A 20,709-nucleotide genomic window follows, 5' to 3' on the forward strand; every position below is an offset into this window, starting at 1 on the left:
TTATTTATAGAAATGGGTTTTCTATCTCTTGTTCAGGTCGACGTTCAATCTTCGCAGGCAATTCTTGCTGCTCTAATGCTGCCACAAGCTCATTCACAAACTGCTGTAAAGCTTTTGCTGTTTTCAAACCCTCTTGATCTTTGGTGATCTGCAAATTGCCATATAAGCTCACGCAATCTAAATCATTTTCTAGTGTCAGATCATAAATCGCTGCTGACTCATTTCCGTTTTGAAAAGGCTTAAACATTTTTTCTCTCATTGTTATTTTCAGTTTTACACCATGAGCGAAGTGTGGAGACTTTGCAATCTTCGCTACACTATCTCAACAATTGTAAGAAATACTGAACTAGGGCATCGACTAACTGCTTGATTAATGCTTGTTTAGTCTCCTCATCGATCTGTGGAAATTTACTTTCAACAGCTTGTGTTTGTCCTGAAGTGAACTGTTTTTGCTGCGCTTGAATACTGACATTATCCGCTTCATCTGCGCACTGACTTTGACCATCCCAATGCGCGTAACTGATTTCTCTATTGGCTTTTACATTTTGCGCAGTGAGTGGAAGATGATAAACATTCCGCTTCTGTTGTTCGGTCAGCTGTGGAAATAAATTGATTCCCAATTTCTCTTCTAGATAACAGATACTCACCACTTTCACCTGCTGAGAATTATTATTAGGAGCGTAATAAGCACCAATAATCCCCTGCTTTGGCAAATAAACTGCCTTATACACCGCAGTTGGTACAATCACTCCACTGCCAATGGTTTTTAATCTTTTACCTTCAAAAACTGGCCCAGTGAGTACATAAGCATCTTTATGATGTTTGGTTACGACTGCTCGAACCGCCTCTTCTAATTTACGCCAAACTTCCTGATTATTTTTCGGTGCTTGCGGCACCATATTTGCCAATGAAAAACTATCATATTGTGCTGCGGTATTATTCATATCCGCATTCGGTGCCATATGGCCGCGATCATATCCTGAACCACGATAATCGGATAACAATGCACGATGAGACTGTTGTACACGTGTCTCTTCATGAAAATTATCTTCACGCTTAATTTTGATACTTAAACGCTCAGGCGTAAGATGCTCTGCTGACCAAAGTGGGGTTTTAGAAATCCCAGAATACATAACATTAAAATCATTAAAGCACAGTGCATAGCTGTCTTTTTTTAGGCTATCTTTTGCTAATAATGGCGGTACATCGCGATAAAACTGTTTTAAACAAGCCCCATTACTCGACTGTAATGGAATAAATTTAGCAATTTTTTCACTACCAAATGCGATCGCAAAACTTCCTGTCGCGATCAAAGCAAGCATAATTTTTCCAACATTTTGGCTTAAAAAAGTAGCTTGTGATTTACCTTTTCTCGTTGGTCTCTTCGCCATAATTACATCAAAATCAATATGAACGCGAAGCTTAGCAATTCAAAACTACGCTGTATATTGAGTTCCCATAAAGAACGACAATTTATGTCGCAAAACTGTTCAATTGAACAACAGACAATAAAAAAGGCACTCTAAAGTGCCTTTTTCTTCAAGATTCATTAAATTTCAATTTGGCTACCTAATTCCACCACACGATTGGTTGGAATTTGATAAAAGTCACTCACAGGGCTGGTATTACGCTGCATCGAAATGAATAGACGTTCACGCCATGGAGACATCCCATCACCAACACTATGCACAATACGATCACGCGAGATAAAGAAGCTGATTTGCATTAAATCGTATTCAAAGCCCAATAATTCATAAGCTTGAACCAACGCACGCGGCACATTCGGCTCATCTTTAAAACCATAAAAGATTTTTATACGATAAAAAGCACCGTCCAAAGTCTCGACGCTGACACGTTCTTCTTGCGGGACAAAAGGGACATCTTCGATCACCACAGTGACTAAAATATTGCGTTCATGCAGCACTTTATTGTGCTTAATATTATGCAACATCGCATGAGGAACTACATTCGGCGTGCCTGTTAAGAAGACCGCATCGCCCGGTACACGCAGTACATTGTCACCCAAGCTTCTGACAAACAGATCCAATGAAAGCGTATCTTGTTCAAGTTTGGCAAATGTAAGCTCTCGACCGCGCTTCCAAGTCATCAGAATCATGATGGCAATACCGCCGATCAATAATGGCACCCAACCACCAGAGAACATTTTTAAGGATGCCGCAGCCACTAAAATAGACTCTAAAACAAAGAACGGAATAATCAAAAGCAGAACTTTTGGTAAGCTCCATTTCCAAGCATAGTAGATAAAAATCGAGACTAAAATCGTATCACATAGCATGGTCAACGTAACAGCGAGACCATAGGCACTTGCCAAGTTTGAGCTGGTTTGGAAAATTAAAATGAGGATAACAATTGCCACAAGCAACAACCAATTCAAGAAAGGTACATAGATCTGTCCCTCTTCTGAATCCGAAGTGTGTTTAATACTGAGTCGTGGTAAATATCCTAACTGAATCGCTTGACGTGCTAAGGAGAAAACGCCTGAAATCACCGCTTGAGATGCAATCACTGCCGCCATCGTTGCCAAAATGATCATTGGATAAAGTGCCCAACTTGGAACGAGTAGATAGAACGGATTTTCAATCGCACTCGGATCACGTAGCAATAACGCGCCTTGCCCTGCATAATTAAGCACTAAACAAGGAAGCACCACACTAAACCAGCCTAGTCGAATCGGCGCTGGCCCAAAATGTCCCATATCGGCATAAAGCGCTTCACCGCCTGTTACTGTTAAGACCACCGCTCCCATAATGAAGAAAGACATTACTGGATGGGTGAAAATAAACTGAATCGCCCAATGTGGACTCACCATTCCAAGGACTAAAGGTGTTTGTACAACACTGACAACGCCCCAAATCCCGAGTGACATAAACCACAATAGCGTGATTGGGCCAAAGAATTTACCGACAAATGCCGTTCCATGTTTCTGCATCAAAAACAAGGTTGTTACGATAACAATCGCTATCGGTACAATAAAAGGATCCAACACATTGGTTGCAATCGAAAGCCCTTCAACCGCCGACAATACCGAGATTGCTGGGGTGATGATCCCGTCACCAAAAAAGAGTGATGCGCCGATAAAACCAATTGCGATCAGATAAATCTTTTTACTATCCGATATTTTTGCTTTTCGTAGATTCAGGGCCAATAAAGCCATGATCCCACCTTCGCCATTATTATCAGCACGCATAACTATTGCGATGTATTTGATACTAATGATCAGCATCAAACACCAGAAGATAATGGACAAGATACCCAAAACATTTTCAGGTTGAATTCCTAAACCATGTGCAGCATGGAAAGATTCTTTCAACGCATAGAGAGGGCTTGTTCCAATGTCTCCAAAGACCACCCCTAATGCTGCCAATGCCGTGGCAGGCAATGCTGCTTTTTTTGCAGTATTTTGCATATATTGTCTTCAATACAGAACATTACATGTCGCAATCTTAACATTAGCCAAAAAGTTTTTGTGCAAATCTGTTCGACGACAACTTGGCAGCCTGCTTTTTTTTCGTTACTATCGCACCCCATTGGTGAGGTGTCCGAGTGGCTGAAGGAGCACGCCTGGAAAGTGTGTAAACGTTTATAGCGTTTCGAGGGTTCGAATCCCTCTCTCACCGCCAAATTTACTTTCTATGGTATCCCATAGAGTCCTAAAAGCTTAAATCTAAAGGGTTTAAGCTTTTTTTATTGCCTTATGCTTTCCAACAAATACTATTGAATCCTGAGATAGTTGGGGGTATAACTGGGGGTAAAATAATTTACCCCTATTTTTTTACCCCCAAATTTCTATGAAAAATTCCACACAACTTACAGATGCTCAAGTCAGAAAGATCAAACCTTCTGAAAAAAAAGTAAAATATCCTGATGGAAAAGGCATGTATTTAGAAGTTACACCTTCAGGCGGTATGCATTGGCGTATGAAATTCCGTCTAAATGGGAAAGAAAATATTTTTAGTATAGGCACATATCCCGACACTACACTTGCTCAAGCAAGAAGAATACGTGACGAAGCTCGCTTACAGATAAAAGATGGCATAAATCCAAATGAAGCAAAGAAACAAAAAAAATTACATGCTGAAGAAAGTACACTTTTTAAAATACTAGCAATGCAATGGATGCAAGACCGTAAAGATGCAATTACTGAAGGCACTTATTTACGTGATTTATCTGTTTTTGAGAAAGACCTCTTCCCTGCTCTAGGGGACATGCCAATTGATCAAATTAAAGGGAAAGACATATTAGCTTGTGCCAAAAAAATTGAAGAGCGTGGTGCATTGGAAATGGCCAAGCGCTCTATTCCTTTGACTGGTCGAATTTTTCGCTATGCAATACGTAAAGGAATTATTGAGAATGATCCTACCCCACACCTACAAGAAGCATTAAAGCCGCGTAAAGTAAAACATATGGCTCGTTTGGATATTTCTGAGTTTCCACCGTTTCTAGAGCGTATGGATCGTTATCACGGCAGTATCTTGGTTAAAACAGCATTACAACTAATGACATTAACATTTGTAAGAACTGCTGAACTTATCAATATGGAATGGAATGAGATTGATTTTGATAATCATTTATGGCGTATTCCTGCATACAAAATGAAAATGGCTCTACCTCATATTGTTCCTTTATCGAGACAAGCTGTTGAATTCATTGAGGGACTAAGACCAATAACAGGTAATAAGCAATTTGTTTTCTATAATCACAGTAAAGCTAAACCTTTAAGCAATAATGCTCTTTTAAGTGCAATTCGAACAATGGGTTATATGGGGAAAATGACAGGACATGGATTCCGAGGACTTGCATCTACAACATTACATGAACAAGGTTATATGCATGATGCGATAGAAATACAGCTAGCTCACACCGTTGGGAACTCGGTTTCTCAAGCTTATAATCATGCACAGCACCTAGACTATCGTATCCAGATGATGCAGGAATGGTCTGATTTTATTGATAGGTTGAGGAATTAGGCTGCTATTTTTTATTGTCAATTACAAACATATTGAAAATCTAAAACTCTATAAACTCCATAATTGATATATAGAGTCAATAAAATCCTAAAAGATCAGATTAAATAAATCATCTATTTAAAAGATTCTTAAATTAACTTTTCTATACATTTAGCTGGATTTCTACTTTTTTTTACTTCATCATAACTTTATAAATTCACAAAAATTCCATTAAAAAATATGTTTAAGACTGAAAATTACTATCATCTTGAGTACATTGGTGAAGCTGGCATTACGCAAACATGTCTTATCAGTCTTTGTAATTTAATTCAGGTATATCCTGACCTTAATTACGCTTTACTACTTACAAATCAGCAAACACATGCATTCATTCTTCGTAATAGTATAGACAGTTATTATATAATACGTTCAGGCTTTTCATCAGGTTATCCAGGAGAAGGGCCGAAAGGTTTAGCTACTGCTCTTAGCTTGTTAAAAAAACATCAAATTGAAACTGAAGAAATTGTAGTTAGTCCCAAAATAATCAAAAAAATAAACCATTCATCACTTAATGATGTAGATATTGATACATTATTTAATCAAAAGATTATTCGCCCAATTAGATTACATGATTATATCTACCCTTTTAGAAAGGAGATTGCAGAAGCTGAAAATCCTAAACACTATTACCCTTTTGAACTACCTTATTCAATTTTAGATGATAGAATTTTTGACCTTGCCTTACTTTTTAAACAAGATCCTGACTCAGCTCTTTTAAAAGCTTACAAACGTCTAGAAGATATAGTAAGAACAAGAACTGGACTTAGTGAGCACAGTAGTAAATTATTTTCTCAAGCATTTCTACCTCCTAAAGCATGTCTGACTTGGGATCTACCTGATAATTCAGAAATTGATGGTCGAGCCAATCTATTTACAAATACTTATAAAGCTTTTAGGAATGCACGCACACATCGTGAAAAAGATGAAAATCAAATCCATCAATTTCGAGAATTTTTATTAGTTAATGAATTGTATTTACTTGAAAGAGAAGCTACCCCACTTAAATCAGAAGACTAACTCTAAAGTCAGTATTCAACTTTTAAAACTTTATCAGCTAGAACCTAATCTACCAGTTATCTAATTTTCAATGGGTATATCTGGATAAAGTTATGCTAAATTCTTCTCGATATAAGTTTAGTTTTATTAAAGAATGTTTCTAGTTATGTTTGCAATCGCAGAATTTTCCTTAATTAATTTTTCAGCATTATATAGTTTTATGTAACTCTATTTAGAGATTATACAATTTTTTTACTGACACTTTTACAAAATTTCTATAGTTGATATGTACCAAAATTTTAGACACACATAAATTCATTTAGCATAATCTTATTTACGCTTTAATAGATACATTAACTACATAGAATTTGATTTATATATCAGCTAGTTGATGTAAAATTAGATTATTAATCGGATTTCTTTAAAAAAAGTATTCATGTCTATACAGCGAACACCAAGATCATTTGCAATATCAGGAACTTTTGGGCTTTGTGAAGGTTGATTTTTATTTAAACTAATATTTTTCGTTTCACTTGTTACAATCACTAAATTATCTTTCTTTGCAATTGCGATCAACCATCCATCTGCTATTTTTTCATGTGTCCAACTTTTGTCATTTGTTAAGGCTTTCTCACTATAACAGTCATGAGTTGCAATATGTTGGATAACTTCAGCCCATAAATCAGCATAATCTTTGTATTTACAAGACGCTCCTGTAAAGTTTTCTTCAAGCCATTTTTTAAAACTTTCATCTTGATAATGTTCATTAACAACAATATCTGGAAGTACTACTTGTGAATTGATGATGACTTTAATTTTCTCCCAAAAACTTGGAAAAAAATCAAATTGATAATATCTTTCATAAAAATTGATATAAATATTAGTGTCCAATAAATACTTAGTCATTGCCACCTCTATTCATCAAAATTTTATATCCTTTAAAACCGATACCTACAATATTAAATGCATCTGTATATGAAATACGATCATGATTTACTGCATTCATTACATATTTGAAAAATCTATTATCAACTCTAAATCTAATATTATTAGTATAACTTCCACCATTAGATTCATTTGGTAAAAAACGTTCAAGGTTTTCCTTTAGGTCTCTAGTACGATTCAGGTATTCTTCACGTGTAATCTTATTTAAGTCTAATAGTCTTCTTACAATTACAAATTCACTGACTTTAAATTTTCTAGCTAAAAAATTACTATCGGTTGAATTAAGCTGTAAGAAAATCTCTTGAGGAACTAAAATTTCTGCTGTTACTTTATTTATAAATGCTTCAGTTCGATCAAATTGGTAATCGCCAGCATCTACAATGTTAAATATTTCTTCAGTACCTACAAAAATATGCACTAACTCATGCACTAATGTAAAGAGTTGACCATTCTTAGTATCTTTCTGATTAATAAAAATTATAGGTGCTTTATGGTCAAGTAATACAAACCCTCGAAATTCTTTCACACTTAGAGGACGATGTGTATTGTCTTTCACTTTACCATTAAAAAAACAAATACGCCTATACCATTAATCTTATCACGTAGATAATTTAATGGATTATCCGCTTGATTATGGAAAAACAAAGGAATTTCTAGCTTATTACGTATTTGTTTAGCTACCTCTAGAAAATTGGAATCAATAGAGAATTGACCCACAAAATCTAAAGTTTCAGTAATTTCATTCTTCAAAAATTCCTGTTTGACCTCCATTTCTGCAATGGTATCTCTTAACTCTTCACTTGCTTCATCGATTGAATCTGACTCAAGTGTCCTGAAGTCCAATCGTTTAATGTCAATATCAATAGTTTTATTCAGTAATAAAAGACCTGTCGGAACATTAATTTTTTTTGCTATTTCCGATAATTGATTAAAAGTTGGCTGCTTTTCTCCACTTAAAAATTGATCTAAATTATTAATTTTTGTTCTTAAAACACTCAAAGAAATTTGGGCATTTTGAACATAATAATTCAATGTGTTAGTGTCGATACGCATTGACATTACATTCCCTCCTCTATGCCCATTTGACCTTGTCTTATGCTAACATAAATTAACTGTGCAATACTGTCTATAAACATTCATAACAGCACGGCACAATTTGACGTGAAATTTTAATAAGAACTATTTTGAAGTCTTCGTTTTAGTTCGTGTATAAATATGCTTCGCCAATCGCTTAGCAACTTTTTTACGCAACTCATCTGTACTCATAACCTTATTACAGACTTCCTCATTTCCTGCAAGTCGAACAAGAAACAGATCAATCAACTTTCCAGATAAGTACTCTGTAAAACTGTCTAAAGAATTTGCGTTCACTGCTTGTACAATTTCTTCATTTTCAATAGCTGCTTGCTCAACCTGATCAAAGAACAATTGATCAGCTACTGTAAAGTCTGTACCGAACGCCTCATTCAACTCATCAATCAGATGCGATACAGTATCCGTAGATTCTGCCTGCCCTGTTCCCACATCCGTTGAACCTTTCAAGGCATTCGCTTCGCCATGTCCTAAATCGATACTATTTTCGCTTATTTTCTGCAATCGATAAAATTGAAGTTCAACAATTTTAGATAAATCAACTTCATTTTCCTTAGAGCCTTTAGGCAACTTTTGTAGTAAAGCCTTTAAATACGCATATCGTTGCTCATGTTCTGAATCTGTAAAGTCCATGATTTGCGAGACAAACAGATATAAATTTAAATAACTTTGTAATTGGCTTTTAAATAGCTTTTGTTGCTCTTGTTGATGCACAAGATCATCAGAATGAATTTTCTTATATTTATCAACAGCACTATCAATAATACTGTTCAACTGCTTATGTTCATGCCCTGTTAGCTTACTTCTATCCTTAAACCAAATATTTGCAAACTCAATTAAATCAGCTTCAAAGTAAAACTTCCATTGATCCAATGTATGCCCAAGCTCATTCAATTTTTGCTCATTTGGAATATCGCCAAGTTTAGTCCGCTCGTAAAATGGCTTAAATGCTTTATAAATGTCTTCATGTGTATTCACAAAGTCCAATACAAAAGTATCTTCTTTACCATAAGCACAACGGTTCAAACGCGATAAGGTTTGTACCGCTTGAATTCCTGATAGCTTCTTATCTACAAACATGGTGTGTAGCAAAGGTTGGTCAAATCCTGTTTGATATTTTTCAGCGACTAAAAGTACTTGATAATCATCTGTATCGAATTGATCAGGTAATTCAGTTTCTTTAAAACCATTCATTTTAGGTTCTGTATATTCAGTACCATCAACCTCTAGTTTCCCTGAAAAAGCGACTAAGGACTTAATCCCTGTATATTTTTTTCTTTAATATACTCATCAAAAGCAAGCTTGTAGCGTACAGCTTGTTCACGAGAGTTTGTAACAACCATAGCTTTGGCACGACCACCAATTCGATGCATCGTGACTGTTCTAAAATGCTCGATAATGATTTCTACTTTCTGTGCAATCACACTTGGATGCATGGAAACAAAACGAGCCATTAAAGCTTTGGTTTTATTTTTTGCAAGTTCTGGATCACTATCAGCAATTTTGATTAATTTAAAATATTGTCCATAAGTTGTATAGTTTGCCAATACATCTAAAATAAAGCCTTCCTGAATTGCCTGTTTCATACTGTAATGATGAAATGGAGCTTCTCCGTTATCGCCTGCTTCATCAAAGCAAGCAAGCGTTTTCCATTTTGGTGTAGCAGTAAAGGCAAAGAAACTTAAGTTAGGCTGGCGACTACGTTTTGACGCTTCTGCAAATAAATGCTTTTTCACGTCATCAGTAAGTTCACTTTCATCCTCATCACCATCATCTAAGAACTCTTGAGCAATTGCAGACTCAATCCCATCTTTATTTAGAATTTTGCGTAGCTCCATTGCTGTTTCACCACTTTGGGAACTGTGAGCTTCATCGACAATAACAGCGAAACGCTTTCCTTCTGTACTCAAATCAACCTTAATACCTTTTTTCGCTTGGGTACGAATAGATTGCATGATGTATGGGAATTTTTGGATAGTAGTAATAATGATAGGTACATTCGAAGCTAAGGCATTGGTGAGCTGTAAGGTGTTCTCATCAATCTTTTGTACCACACCATCTTTATGCTCAAACTGTGCAATTGTTTCTTGTAACTGACGATCCAATACAATACGGTCAGTAATCACAATAATGGAATTAAAAATTTTCTGATCATCTGCATTATGCATCGATGCCAATTGATGTGCGAGCCAAGCAATGGTATTTGACTTGCCTGAACCTGCTGAATGCTGAATTAAGTAGTTATGACCTGAACCACTGGCTTTACTGTGTTTTGTGAGTTTACGCACAGCATCTAATTGATGGTAGCGTGGGAAAATCATGGTTTCTTTTTCTATATATCTAAAGCCAGTATCAGTTCTAATCTTTTTGGTTTCTACACTCAAATGCATATATCGAGCAAAGATTTCCATAAAGCTATGACGAACTAAAGTTTCAGTCCACAGATAGTGCGTGCGTACATCGCCTTCTACAGGTGGATTACCTTTTCCATTTAAATAGCCCTTGTTGAAAGGTAGAAAAAAGGTATTTTCGCCATCCAACTTCGTGGTCATATAAACTTCACAGGTATCTACTGCAAAATGAACCAAGGTACGTTTTTTAAAGTCAAATAAGCGTCCTTTGGCATTGCGATCTTTCTTAAATTGAATTTTTGCATCTTCAACATTCCAACCTGATGCTGAAAACTCATTTTTAAGTTCAAGCGTAATCAGTGGAATACCATTGAGTGAAAGCACCATATCTGGAATTTCATTAAATTCTGTATGAAGCTGACGTGTACATTTGAGTACATTGGCATCGTATTGTTCTTGGGTGGTTTTATTGATGCTGGTATTGGGTGCAAAGTACGCCATTTTGATTTTTTTACCAAAGCATTTAAAGCCTTGACGTAAAACCGATAATGCACCTTCGGTATCTAAGGCATGTGCTAAATCATTGACAATACGATTTTCTGTTTCGTCTTTACAGGAGCTATGAATTTTCTCCCAAGTTTTCGGTTGCGTTTTCTGAATAAAGGCAACGACATCTTTGGGAAACAAAGCAATTCTTGGATCATAGTCTTTCGGGTTGCCTTTTACATAGCCTCCAACAGTTGTTAAGCTGTGTTCAATGGCTTGCTCAAAATAATATTCACTATGCATGGCATTTCCCCAAAAAAATATGACCCAATGTTTTTTAGTTTACATGTAGATTTCGAACATCGATCTTACCCGTAACCACTTGCGTGATTAAAGTTGAGCGATATTCTTTTAACTTATTAATGGTTTGTTCAACTAAGTTTTTAACCTCTGAAATTTCATTAAGCTCTTTATCTAAAAATTCAACAATTTCATTTTGATCATTTAGACTTGGCACAATGATTTTCAAACATTTCGTTTTTTCCTGATTAATAATGCCTAAAGTTGAAGCACTAGATAATAGTTTGACTATATCTCTCAAAGAATTTAATTGATACATCAAATACTTAGCATTCACACCTTCGATAGGAATCAAGGAGTTAATTTGCTGATTGGTTGTACAATCAACATTAGTAATCGCTACTTTTCCTAAAGTAGCGCCAATACCAATCATCATAATCGATCCTTTCGGCATTGGTTTTACAACTTTATCCTCTAATGCTAATGCACTGATCTTTTTAACAGAGTCATTTAAAATATAATTTTCATCTGTAAAATCAGCAGGTCCATACCAAATAATATCATCACTACTATAATATTCAGGGACAGCACTAGGAGGAGTAGACCCCGTTTGAATTTTAGTAATAACAAACTTTAATTGTTTTACACCCCAAGATTTAGGTATTTGCTTAAACCAACCAATACCACTTTCTTTCATCTCCACATCAGAATTTAAACCCTTCGTCACCGCATGAGAAATCAAAGCTATACGTTGTTCAGCTAATTTTTCCAATAAAGTTTCTTGTTTAGCGATTAAAGCATCAACTTGGGCAAGGCGTTTATCTAAAAAATCTGCAATAACTTTTTGCTCGTTAAATGGTATTTGTGGAATATAAATTTTTTTAAGATGATCTGTATTAAATCTATAAACTTTTGTGCCCGTAGCATATTTACGCAGATAACCAGAAAATGCTTTTGATAAATAATACAGATACTTGCCTAATTGTTCTTCCTGATTAACTTTTAGTAAAAACTGTTCACCACCTATTAGACCAATATCTTGACGGGCATAAAAACATGAATGACCTAAATCCTCTATCGTTTCCGAAGTTGAGATAAGAACCGTATCACCATACATTGCAATTTGACTCAACTTATAAAACTCTTCATTTACATAAGAAGAAAAAGTATTATTTATTTCATCTACTTTATAAGTTTTACCATATTGCAATGCTACGTATTGCCCCTCTTCTAATAAATCAGCTTTAGAAAATCCTGTATTACCTCTAACAATTTCACAACCTTGATCTAATCGTACAACAGCCCAATGGCTAGGGATTTCCCCTAACCATTGCACGCCACTATCCTTATAACTTTCGTAACGTGGTAACTGACTCATGCAGACAAACCTCCTAACATCTGCATAATCTCCTGCTCAAGCTGAACAATCTCAGACTTAATTTCCTCTAATGGACGTGGTGGCTCATACACGTAGAAATGACGGTTGATTGGAATCTCATAACCGACTTTAGTTTTACTATAATCAATCCACGCATCAGCCACATGCGGTAAAACTTCCGCTTTTAAATAAGCTTCACAATGCGCTGTAACTAATGGCAATAACTCAGATAAGTCAGGCTCTTTGTCATAATTCACAGTCAAAGGTAAAGTCAAATTGTCAGGGAATGAAACAAGTTCTGTATCACGCAATTGCGTATCTGGTTCAATATTCCCTTTACTGTCTTTGCATACATCCGCAGTCTGATCACGTTCAGACAATGCTTCCAAAATCGCTTTCTTCACAGGTGCGCCAACTTTAAAGCTTAATCCTTTTAGAATTGGATCAAGTACTTTTAAGAAAGTATCACGATTTTTCCAAACTTGATCAGAAATTTTTTCTGTAAGTACCTGTTTAATTTCTTCTTGCTGCAAGCGACCTGCTACTTCTTCCTTTGCAATTTCAGCAGTATCTTTGACTTTCTTACTCTTTGCCAAGTTTTCAAAGGCAGATTGATCATCTAACAAAGCAATACGCTCAGCAGATATTGTAAAATTCAACCGTAAAGGGCGTTCTACAGTCAGCTTCAAATAACCAAAGTCTTGATTATTGAAAATCTTCGAACATACCTTCGCTTCACCAGCTTTGGTTTGAATCATTGCACTGGTGTCTTGATCTTTAAATTTCGAATAGAACTTAGTCAGTTCAGCAATATGGTCTTTAGATAACTCATGGCGCTTGTTACCTAAGCTTTTCGCCATTTTCTGATAATGCGCCGTACCATCAATAAGCTGTACCTTACCTTTACGCTGCTCAGACTTTTTATTCGAAATAATCCAAACATAAGTATAAATACCTGTGTTATAGAACATCTGATCAGGCAAAGCGATAATCGCTTCAAGCCAGTCATTTTCAATAATCCAACGACGAATATTACTTTCACCACTGCCTGCATCACCTGTAAATAATGGTGAACCATTAAATACCACAGCAATACGTGAGCCTTCCCCACCATTTTCAGGCGAAGGCTTCATTTTAGAAATCATGTGTTGAGCGAACAATAATGATCCATCATTGATACGTGGCAGGCCTGCACCAAAGCGACCTGAAAAGCCTTGCTTCTCTTCCTCATCAATAAACTCTTTTTGGTTTTTCCATTCCACACCAAAAGGAGGATTTGAGAACATATAGTGAAAGTCTTTATCTGCATGACCATCACGCGGAACATAACCATCTTTTTCCTTGGCATTTTTCACACCAAGCGTATCACCATACACAATGTTTTCAGCAGGTTCATCTTTTATCAACAAGTCAGAACAACAGATGGCGTATGACTCAGGGTTATACTCTTGTCCATACATATCAAGGCTAATCTTGTCATTGTATTTCTTAAGAAATTTTTCTGATTCAGACAACATCCCGCCCGTACCCGCCGTAGGATCATAAATACTACGGTGCACACCTGCTTTAATAAGCTCATCCTGATCTTCTTCAAAGATTAAATTCACCATCAGCTCAATCACTTCACGAGGCGTAAAGTGATCCCCTGCTTCCTCATTTGCCTGTTCATTAAACTTACGTACTAACTCTTCAAATAGGTAGCCCATTTGTAGATTACTCACGCTACTAGGCGCAAGGCTTAAACCTGACTCTACCAAACCATTACGGAACTCTTGGAAGACTTTATATAGGCGGTTTGCATCATCAAGTTTTTCAATTTCTTTAGCAAATTCAAACTTGGCAAAAATATCCTTTGCTTTAGGTGAAAAACCATCAATATACTTTGTTAAATTTGCCGTAAATTGATCTGGATCATCCAACAGTTTTTGTAGATTAAAACCACTGATGTTATAAAGATTTTGTTTACGATTTTTATCCGCAATTTGGCTCAACTGCTTTTGTAAAAAGACATTTGGGTTTTTGTCTTGCAAATTCGCCACAGCTTTTTCATAGCATGCTTTCATTTCATCTGCATACGGTGCAAGAATTGCATCAAAACGGCCTAATACAATTAATGGCAACATCACACGACGATACTGCGGTGGACGATAAGGGCCACGAATAATGTTGGCGATACTCCAGACTAATCCTACAATTTTGCCATGTTGTGAGTGTTGATTTACTTCATTTGTCATTTTCATTTCTCCAATTCAAAAATTCGGTTTATTGCGCCACTTTGGCTTGCACTAAAATTTGTTCGCTCTTCGCTTGATTGTATTCGGCTCTTAAAGCTGTCAATTGTTTGAATATTAAAGCTTCATTGTGTGCTTCTTCGGCAAGTCGAAGAATCTCTTCTTGTTGAAACATAGAAGGAATAACTATTTCCGCTTCTTTTAAGGTCGAAATACTGAGCATCATCAGCAATGATCCTCGACTATTCATTTCAAAATAAGATCGCATTGCTTGTGAATGATTAAAGTACCAAGCTAAAAATTCGGGTTTTATGTTATCAACATTCAAATTCACGACGATAAATTGATTACTTACAACAACTTGATCTGATTCATTACCTTTGAATACATAGGCTTTTGGCTCTCCACGAGCGACCACAATAATCGAGTTATATTTCAAAAATTGAGGTCTTGAGTCGTAAGCCCATTCAAGTTCTGACCATTGATTTTCTGAAATAACTACTTGATCTTTGGATAAATCTTTAATTTGAATTGCTTTGACATCAAAAGTCACTGCTGGTTTCTCAAGGGGGCGTTGTGTAAACCCTGTATAAATCTCAGCAATATTTTTTAATTTCGTCTCCATAGTCTTTCCTTTTAATAAACTTGGAGTACTTTGTTATTTTTCAGATATAATCTGCTTAACAAAGTCTCCTGTGATAGTGGATTTTGTTTTGAAAAGTTATCTGATCGCCAAATCCCAACTTTTCAAATCATGCAGTAGAGCAAAAAGTGCAAGCTCTAACTGCATGAAATCACTATACGATATTAACCTTACTAATGCAAATTTTTTGCACTTTTTCATGTACTGCAAAATTTATTATTTTAATTTTCTAATTCTTCTTGATATTTTTTATAACCTATATAACCCTTTAAAGACCATCTTTTCATTGCGAATTTGATATAACGTTCTTCTTGTTCATTAATAATTTCATTATAAAAATCAGAATAATAATTAATAGTTTTCTTAACATCACTCATAGCTTTAACGGTTTTCCAAACACTTTTTCCTGCTAGTCGTACATGATATAAATCTGTTGGGGCTTCCTGTTCAAACCCTTCAAGATATCGATCTGCTTTAATCCAAATGTCATCATCATTACCTTGAATATTTAATCGAAGTTCCAGTAAAACGAAATTTCCAAGTCTTCTTTTTTGATAATTGTCAATTTCTCTACAATTCTGACCATCAAAATTTCGATTCTGTGTTGCCCACAAGTGTTCTATAGACAAGTAATCATTTGTTTTTCCCGATGATCTACTCTTTAAAATCTTATCGATATTAATCGTTTTATTCGGTTGTAGAGAGGATTCATAGTTCATTAAGAAATAACGAATACCTCGCCAATTATAAAAATCAAAAGAACTTTTACCATCTAAATCAAATGAGGCTTCAAACCAACCATCATGCGCAAGATTTTGAGTAAAACTTACCAATAAATATTCTAGTGCTTGATCATCGTTGATGAGTTCCACCTTGCCGATACTCCTCTCATCATCAGAAACACAGTGCTTTAATAAGTTGCCGTAGTAATATTTACTGGCATATTGGTATAAATCACCTTGTCCTTTATCTTTTCTCGATGTCATACCATTAGCAATGTAGACTCGAAAATTTAACGTTTCTAACAATTGTAAATGCCGTTCAAGTACATCTCCTTTTCCTTTATTTTTTAGTACCAATGCTAGGAATAAAGGCATGATTGAAGCATGGACATTTTGGGCTCTAATGTTTTCAATGAGTGGCTTTATGGTCTTGTCTAAACCAACATAATTAGGAGCATAAAGGTGTTCGTACCACTTTGCAGCTAATTTTAAAAACTGAACAAATTCTTGAAGTTTGGTTATTATTTGATTTTTATTTTCACTTGACTGCAAACATTGATCTATTTTTATTCTATCCTTAAGAACATCATACCCATACTGACTATCAGTTTTATTCATTTTAAAAAATACGACTAAACAGTATCTTAAAAAAGAACTTTCTTCACTTGGTGATGTTTTCTTGGCTTTATTTAATGATTGTAAAATATCCGACCAATGATCTGTAATTTCATCTCTTAATGACAAGGCTGAGAGCTTAATAGAACAATAAATTAAATAATTTTTAACTTTTTCTAATTCGCTGAGTTGTTTACCTCTGTTATTAATAACTTCAAACATGATACCTGTTTCGGCATCTTCTACAGGTGAGTAAACTAAAAATCCTAATCTATTTTCTAAAATATTTAGAATCTGCTCAATAGAAACTCCTGAAGAAGTCTGTTGAGATAACCATTTGACAATCAAATTATGAGCGTTTAATAGCCGCTCATGTGACTCTAATGTAATTGGGCAATTTTCCAAATTAGCATCAGCCAATACTACTTTTTCAAAAAATTTCCGAGTGTCCGTATTTAACTTTAATGCAAATTGGTCATTTCCTATTGCACCTCGTTTTAGATATTTGGTGGTAATACTTTTTTTTAATTCTTCACCTGAAAAAAGTGAAATACATTTTAAAAAGATAACTAGAGTTGTTAAACGTTGTTGTCCATCTACAATATGATATTGATTAGACGGACCTTTGATCTGCGATAAAACAAGCGTACCAGTATAGTGCCTCACAGCAGAAGTATCTAAAAGAAGATGATCAATATCTTTCAATAATTCATCTATCTGCTTTTCATCCCAAGCATATCCCCTTTGATAATCAGGAATTTGAAAAAAATTATTTGTAAAAATCTCTGATAAAGTTAAAAGCTGGGTAACGAAATGATTTTCTAACATGCGAAAAAGCTGGATAAAATAAAAACAATTATATTGATTTAAGCTCTTTAAAAAAACAAAAAATTAATAATATATCAATTATTTAAGCATATTTTACCAATCTAAAAGTAAAAATATATCTTGTCACACCGACTAGTGGGAATTCATCTGAATTTCTTCCCAATCCTTATAACTTGTTTGAGGCTGACCTAAAAGCTTCCAAGTAGATGGTCCTGATGTTGGACGGCCAAATAATATTGCAGCAGGTGTCGAAGTACTTGTAAAAGATACATCTTGAGTAAACTCAATTTTATCATCGACCACTCGGATCATACCTTTATCTATCAAAGATTGACGTTGATTGATAATGAAATTATGTTGAGATGAGGTCTGCTGTTCCTTACCAATAGAACCTTGTCTCACATAGAAAATTCCTTCTTTTATATAAGCTTTTCCATCTACTTTTTTATCACGACTTAAAACAAAAAATTCTGCCTCTATTGCTTCATCTATAGTAGTAGCCAATTGGGTATTTAACTGACTTGAAATTTTTACCACAGGCGTAAGTAAGTTGACCCCTAATGCAGGTAACACAAAACTTAAGTTATCTAAAAAAGTATCCATATCAGAAATATCAGCATCTGATAATCTACCTGCATAGCTTTTTAATTCTTGTTTATTTTCAATTTGATAGAGTGTTTTTTCTTTAATAAATTTATAAACCTGATATTCTAAATACGCACAATGAGTTTTAGTTAGTGTCGTATCCTTACATTGGACTAAAATGACAGTATCCCAGAAATCTTTATTATAGTCATGATGTTGCATTCTCTGAATTCCATTGACGGTTTCTCCAACATAAACATTGTATTTGCCTTCAAGCTCCTGAGACTTACTGATAAGAAAATAAATTCCAGAACCATGCGCATCTTCTTTTTCAAGAAGTTGTTTTAAGCTTGCTCTCGGTGCTGCATATACATAGCCAGTCCAATTCATTAGCTCAGCTCTAACAATACCATTATGTTGTCCATCAACATAAAACAGACGGATTTGACGACCACGTTTTTGCATTCTTTCCTTTCCAATCAAGATGGTTACAAACCAATCAATCTAAAATATTTCTTACTTATTTTTATCAAATCGTAAGATTATCACTAAACACAGCTTTTACATTAAACCCCACAACAAATACCCATTCTCATTAGCCTGCTGATATGCCCAATTAGCAACACTATGTGATCTTTCAATATTTGTCAGAAAACCAAACTTTGATAACTCATCTGTAATGATGCTATCAAAGTTCTGGTTTCGTTCTTGCCACTGCAACAAAAACTCTGCTGATGCTAAAAAATCACTTTTAGCTGAATTGCATTTTTCATCTGCAAGCACAAAATTATGACCTGTATCTGCTGGGTACATCACCCAAGGTATGAAATGATCAACAGCCCATTGATTTTGTTTAATTGGCTTTTGACAGTAGAAACATTTACATGCCTGTAGGTCAACTAGGAACTCCCCTACTTGTCGAAGCTGATTTCGGCTTGGCTCAAACATGAATGTTGCCAGATCAGGTAAACCATCTAAAACCAATAAATTCCCTTTATTTAACCTGACAAAATCAACCCATTTTTTCTGGCATAGTTCTTCAATAATTTCACTAAATTGACGCAAGCAATACATGACATTTGGCAAAAGTATGAGTTGTTGTCGAGAATCTTCTAAATGATATAAAAACTCAATATTTTGACCTTTCAAATTTTGCAGGTAGGTTACAGGCATTTTCTTTATGATATCTGCCACTTTCTTTTTCAATTGCAACCAGTACACATGATCTCGTCTGGCTAAGGCAAGGGATTTATAACGTTGTTGGGCAGTGTGAATTAAGCTAATAATTCCTGCCTGCTTGCCATTATTCTGTTGTAATAGAAATGGGTCATTTTCATTAAAGTGAAATGGCAGTGTCTGCTTCCAGTATAAATCTATAAATTTTTCTGCAATATCCAGATATTCTAAGGTTAAGTTTTCTCCAGTATCACTTCCCTGTTCAATTGCTAAGCGGGAAAGACTCATCAACAAAGCAAATTTATAAGTGGAAGAAAAACTTCCTGAATGTAAAATTTGCTGGATCTGTTTCAGAAACCTGAGTTGCTGCTGCGGTGTAGGTATAGATACTGACATTATTTATTCAATTTTTTTTTGAAATACGATATTCAGCCAATCTTCATGATGATCGGGACGCTTATCAATGGTAATCCATTGTTGTAACAGTAAAATATTATCAAATTTTTTTAATAAGTTCTGTGCCTGTGATTCATCTATATCTGTAAATTTTCTTCCATCCTTGTAACGGTCTCCCGTACCATATTTAAATGACATATAGCAGATACCATTAACTTTTAATGCTTTTAATATTTTTTCCAGTACCTCAGGCAAGCTTTTTCTTTCACAATGTAATAGTGAAGCACATGCCCAAATACCATCATACTGATTTAGCTCAGACAACTCATAGAAGCTTTCAAAACGCACATCGATTCCAGTGAATTGACTTGCCTTATCAACCAGTTCTTTTGAATAATCTGTTGCTGCTACCTGATAACCTTTATTCTTAAAAGCCAAGGTATCCCTACCTGAACCACAACCTAAATCAAGTATAAAAGCCTTATCTGATAGATAGCATAAAAATGGTTGATATAGGCTCTCCATATCTACTTTGAATGTAGACTCGAAGAACCCTAATGCATTTATATCGTAATAATCTAAAGTTTGTTTCATTTATAACATGAGTAATTTTTTTCGATTCTACCAAAAAAATAAGGGAGCAAAAGCTCCCATTACTCTCGTTCTTCCATCTTAGACTCAATCCACTGATGGATTTCCCAAGCAGACCAACCGATACGCATCTCTGTTAACCGTATCGGCTGAGGAAATTCCGGATCATAATACTTTGATTTCTTATTGATCATCTCATAGATTTTTGATTTGCTTAGAGCAGTAAATTCAACAACATGCTTGATGTTAATGATTTGATTCATCTGAAAAGTTTGACCTGTGAACGCATTCATGATGTTTTTCTCCCAATCAATGATGCGAGCGCAATTTCGCTCAAATAATAGAGC

18 protein-coding genes and 1 tRNA gene are annotated in these 20,709 nt (G+C 35.2%); 3 read left to right on the forward strand and 16 right to left on the reverse strand.

All coding sequences use genetic code 11. The features are described 5' to 3' along the window. Window positions 1-4 precede the first annotated feature (4 nt). The 3 genes from ACT4_RS05395 to ACT4_RS05405 form a co-directional block, all read right to left on the reverse strand. A complete protein-coding gene (locus ACT4_RS05395; protein ID WP_007480353.1) occupies window positions 5-247 on the reverse strand; it encodes a hypothetical protein in 243 nt (80 codons plus the stop codon). A gap of 70 nt (window positions 248-317) precedes the next feature. Beyond that, the gene (locus tag ACT4_RS05400; protein WP_007480355.1) at window positions 318-1,391 is read right to left on the reverse strand and encodes a DNA/RNA non-specific endonuclease; all 1,074 of its coding nucleotides are present in this window, start codon (window positions 1,389-1,391) and stop codon (window positions 318-320) included. Between the two features lie 158 nt (window positions 1,392-1,549). Continuing rightward, the gene (locus ACT4_RS05405; RefSeq protein WP_004877957.1) at window positions 1,550-3,427 is read right to left on the reverse strand and encodes a potassium transporter Kup; all 1,878 of its coding nucleotides are present in this window, start codon (window positions 3,425-3,427) and stop codon (window positions 1,550-1,552) included. A 123-nt stretch (window positions 3,428-3,550) separates the two neighbouring features. Here ACT4_RS05405 and ACT4_RS05410 point away from each other — a divergent pair. From ACT4_RS05410 to ACT4_RS05420, 3 genes are all read left to right on the forward strand, one after another. Next, window positions 3,551-3,641, forward strand: a tRNA-Ser gene (locus ACT4_RS05410). Window positions 3,642-3,809: 168 nt separating this feature from the next. After that, entirely contained in the window at window positions 3,810-4,988 is a 1,179-nt protein-coding gene (locus ACT4_RS05415) for an integrase arm-type DNA-binding domain-containing protein (RefSeq protein WP_007480358.1), read from the forward strand. 219 nt (window positions 4,989-5,207) lie between these two features. After that, window positions 5,208-6,044 (forward strand): TIGR02391 family protein, encoded by an 837-nt coding sequence (locus ACT4_RS05420; RefSeq protein ID WP_007480359.1) that lies wholly within the window; start codon window positions 5,208-5,210, stop codon window positions 6,042-6,044. 378 nt (window positions 6,045-6,422) lie between these two features. Here ACT4_RS05420 and ACT4_RS05425 read toward each other — a convergent pair whose 3' ends face one another. The 13 genes from ACT4_RS05425 to ACT4_RS05475 all read right to left on the reverse strand — a co-directional run bounded on the left by ACT4_RS05425 (window position 6,423) and on the right by ACT4_RS05475 (window position 20,655). Next, entirely contained in the window at window positions 6,423-6,929 is a 507-nt protein-coding gene (locus tag ACT4_RS05425; protein ID WP_007480360.1) for a DUF4411 family protein, read from the reverse strand. Beyond that, entirely contained in the window at window positions 6,922-7,524 is a 603-nt protein-coding gene (locus ACT4_RS17465) for an ImmA/IrrE family metallo-endopeptidase (protein ID WP_007480361.1), read from the reverse strand. The genes ACT4_RS05425 and ACT4_RS17465 overlap by 8 nt, the downstream gene beginning before the upstream one ends. Beyond that, complete coding sequence (locus tag ACT4_RS17470; RefSeq protein ID WP_007480362.1) at window positions 7,521-8,027, reverse strand: hypothetical protein; 507 nt, start codon at window positions 8,025-8,027, stop codon at window positions 7,521-7,523. The genes ACT4_RS17465 and ACT4_RS17470 overlap by 4 nt, the downstream gene beginning before the upstream one ends. A gap of 120 nt (window positions 8,028-8,147) precedes the next feature. Beyond that, the gene (locus ACT4_RS17475; RefSeq protein ID WP_007480363.1) at window positions 8,148-9,254 is read right to left on the reverse strand and encodes a type I restriction endonuclease subunit R; all 1,107 of its coding nucleotides are present in this window, start codon (window positions 9,252-9,254) and stop codon (window positions 8,148-8,150) included. A 53-nt stretch (window positions 9,255-9,307) separates the two neighbouring features. Beyond that, window positions 9,308-11,200 (reverse strand): DEAD/DEAH box helicase family protein, encoded by a 1,893-nt coding sequence (locus ACT4_RS17480; RefSeq protein WP_007480364.1) that lies wholly within the window; start codon window positions 11,198-11,200, stop codon window positions 9,308-9,310. Window positions 11,201-11,234: 34 nt separating this feature from the next. After that, complete coding sequence (locus tag ACT4_RS05440) at window positions 11,235-12,575, reverse strand: restriction endonuclease subunit S (RefSeq protein WP_007480366.1); 1,341 nt, start codon at window positions 12,573-12,575, stop codon at window positions 11,235-11,237. Further along, window positions 12,572-14,809: a class I SAM-dependent DNA methyltransferase gene (locus ACT4_RS05445; protein WP_007480369.1), complete on the reverse strand. Its 2,238-nt coding sequence runs from the start codon at window positions 14,807-14,809 to the stop codon at window positions 12,572-12,574. Before ACT4_RS05445 ends, ACT4_RS05440 begins: the two co-directional genes overlap by 4 nt. A 28-nt stretch (window positions 14,810-14,837) precedes the next feature. Further along, window positions 14,838-15,431: a restriction endonuclease subunit S gene (locus ACT4_RS05450; RefSeq protein ID WP_007480372.1), complete on the reverse strand. Its 594-nt coding sequence runs from the start codon at window positions 15,429-15,431 to the stop codon at window positions 14,838-14,840. Between the two features lie 239 nt (window positions 15,432-15,670). Further along, entirely contained in the window at window positions 15,671-17,614 is a 1,944-nt protein-coding gene (locus ACT4_RS05455; RefSeq protein WP_007480375.1) for a DUF262 domain-containing protein, read from the reverse strand. A gap of 132 nt (window positions 17,615-17,746) precedes the next feature. After that, window positions 17,747-18,664 carry a GIY-YIG nuclease family protein gene (locus ACT4_RS05460; protein WP_007480377.1) on the reverse strand — a complete coding sequence of 306 codons (918 nt, stop codon included), beginning with the start codon at window positions 18,662-18,664 and terminating at the stop codon, window positions 17,747-17,749. Between the two features lie 96 nt (window positions 18,665-18,760). Then, window positions 18,761-19,771, reverse strand: coding sequence for an HNH endonuclease (locus ACT4_RS05465; RefSeq protein ID WP_034604651.1), 1,011 nt, complete (start codon window positions 19,769-19,771; stop codon window positions 18,761-18,763). Window positions 19,772-19,774: 3 nt separating this feature from the next. Next, window positions 19,775-20,365: a bifunctional 2-polyprenyl-6-hydroxyphenol methylase/3-demethylubiquinol 3-O-methyltransferase UbiG gene (locus tag ACT4_RS05470; protein WP_007480381.1), complete on the reverse strand. Its 591-nt coding sequence runs from the start codon at window positions 20,363-20,365 to the stop codon at window positions 19,775-19,777. A gap of 59 nt (window positions 20,366-20,424) precedes the next feature. Then, window positions 20,425-20,655: an AlpA family transcriptional regulator gene (locus ACT4_RS05475; protein WP_034604654.1), complete on the reverse strand. Its 231-nt coding sequence runs from the start codon at window positions 20,653-20,655 to the stop codon at window positions 20,425-20,427. Window positions 20,656-20,709: the final 54 nt, after the last annotated feature.

Source organism: Acinetobacter sp. NBRC 100985, assembly GCF_000241225.1.
Classification (GTDB): domain Bacteria; phylum Pseudomonadota; class Gammaproteobacteria; order Pseudomonadales; family Moraxellaceae; genus Acinetobacter; species Acinetobacter venetianus.

Bases quoted from the DNA above. Each gene is read 5' to 3' on its own strand.
- ACT4_RS17470 (WP_007480362.1), bottom strand. From the start codon at position 8,027: ATGTCAATGCGTATCGACACTAACACATTGAATTATTATGTTCAAAAT.
- ACT4_RS05440 (WP_007480366.1), bottom strand. From the start codon at position 12,575: ATGAGTCAGTTACCACGTTACGAAAGTTATAAGGATAGTGGCGTGCAA.
- ACT4_RS05445 (WP_007480369.1), bottom strand. From the start codon at position 14,809: ATGACAAATGAAGTAAATCAACACTCACAACATGGCAAAATTGTAGGA.
- ACT4_RS05415 (WP_007480358.1), top strand. From the start codon at position 3,810: ATGAAAAATTCCACACAACTTACAGATGCTCAAGTCAGAAAGATCAAA.
- ACT4_RS05455 (WP_007480375.1), bottom strand. From the start codon at position 17,614: ATGTTAGAAAATCATTTCGTTACCCAGCTTTTAACTTTATCAGAGATT.
- ACT4_RS05420 (WP_007480359.1), top strand. From the start codon at position 5,208: ATGTTTAAGACTGAAAATTACTATCATCTTGAGTACATTGGTGAAGCT.
- ACT4_RS17475 (WP_007480363.1), bottom strand. From the start codon at position 9,254: ATGAATGGTTTTAAAGAAACTGAATTACCTGATCAATTCGATACAGAT.
- ACT4_RS05475 (WP_034604654.1), bottom strand. From the start codon at position 20,655: ATGAATGCGTTCACAGGTCAAACTTTTCAGATGAATCAAATCATTAAC.
- ACT4_RS17480 (WP_007480364.1), bottom strand. From the start codon at position 11,200: ATGCATAGTGAATATTATTTTGAGCAAGCCATTGAACACAGCTTAACA.
- ACT4_RS05470 (WP_007480381.1), bottom strand. From the start codon at position 20,365: ATGAAACAAACTTTAGATTATTACGATATAAATGCATTAGGGTTCTTC.
- ACT4_RS05460 (WP_007480377.1), bottom strand. From the start codon at position 18,664: ATGCAAAAACGTGGTCGTCAAATCCGTCTGTTTTATGTTGATGGACAA.
- ACT4_RS05395 (WP_007480353.1), bottom strand. From the start codon at position 247: ATGTTTAAGCCTTTTCAAAACGGAAATGAGTCAGCAGCGATTTATGAT.
- ACT4_RS05450 (WP_007480372.1), bottom strand. From the start codon at position 15,431: ATGGAGACGAAATTAAAAAATATTGCTGAGATTTATACAGGGTTTACA.
- ACT4_RS05405 (WP_004877957.1), bottom strand. From the start codon at position 3,427: ATGCAAAATACTGCAAAAAAAGCAGCATTGCCTGCCACGGCATTGGCA.
- ACT4_RS05425 (WP_007480360.1), bottom strand. From the start codon at position 6,929: ATGACTAAGTATTTATTGGACACTAATATTTATATCAATTTTTATGAA.
- ACT4_RS05465 (WP_034604651.1), bottom strand. From the start codon at position 19,771: ATGTCAGTATCTATACCTACACCGCAGCAGCAACTCAGGTTTCTGAAA.
- ACT4_RS05400 (WP_007480355.1), bottom strand. From the start codon at position 1,391: ATGGCGAAGAGACCAACGAGAAAAGGTAAATCACAAGCTACTTTTTTA.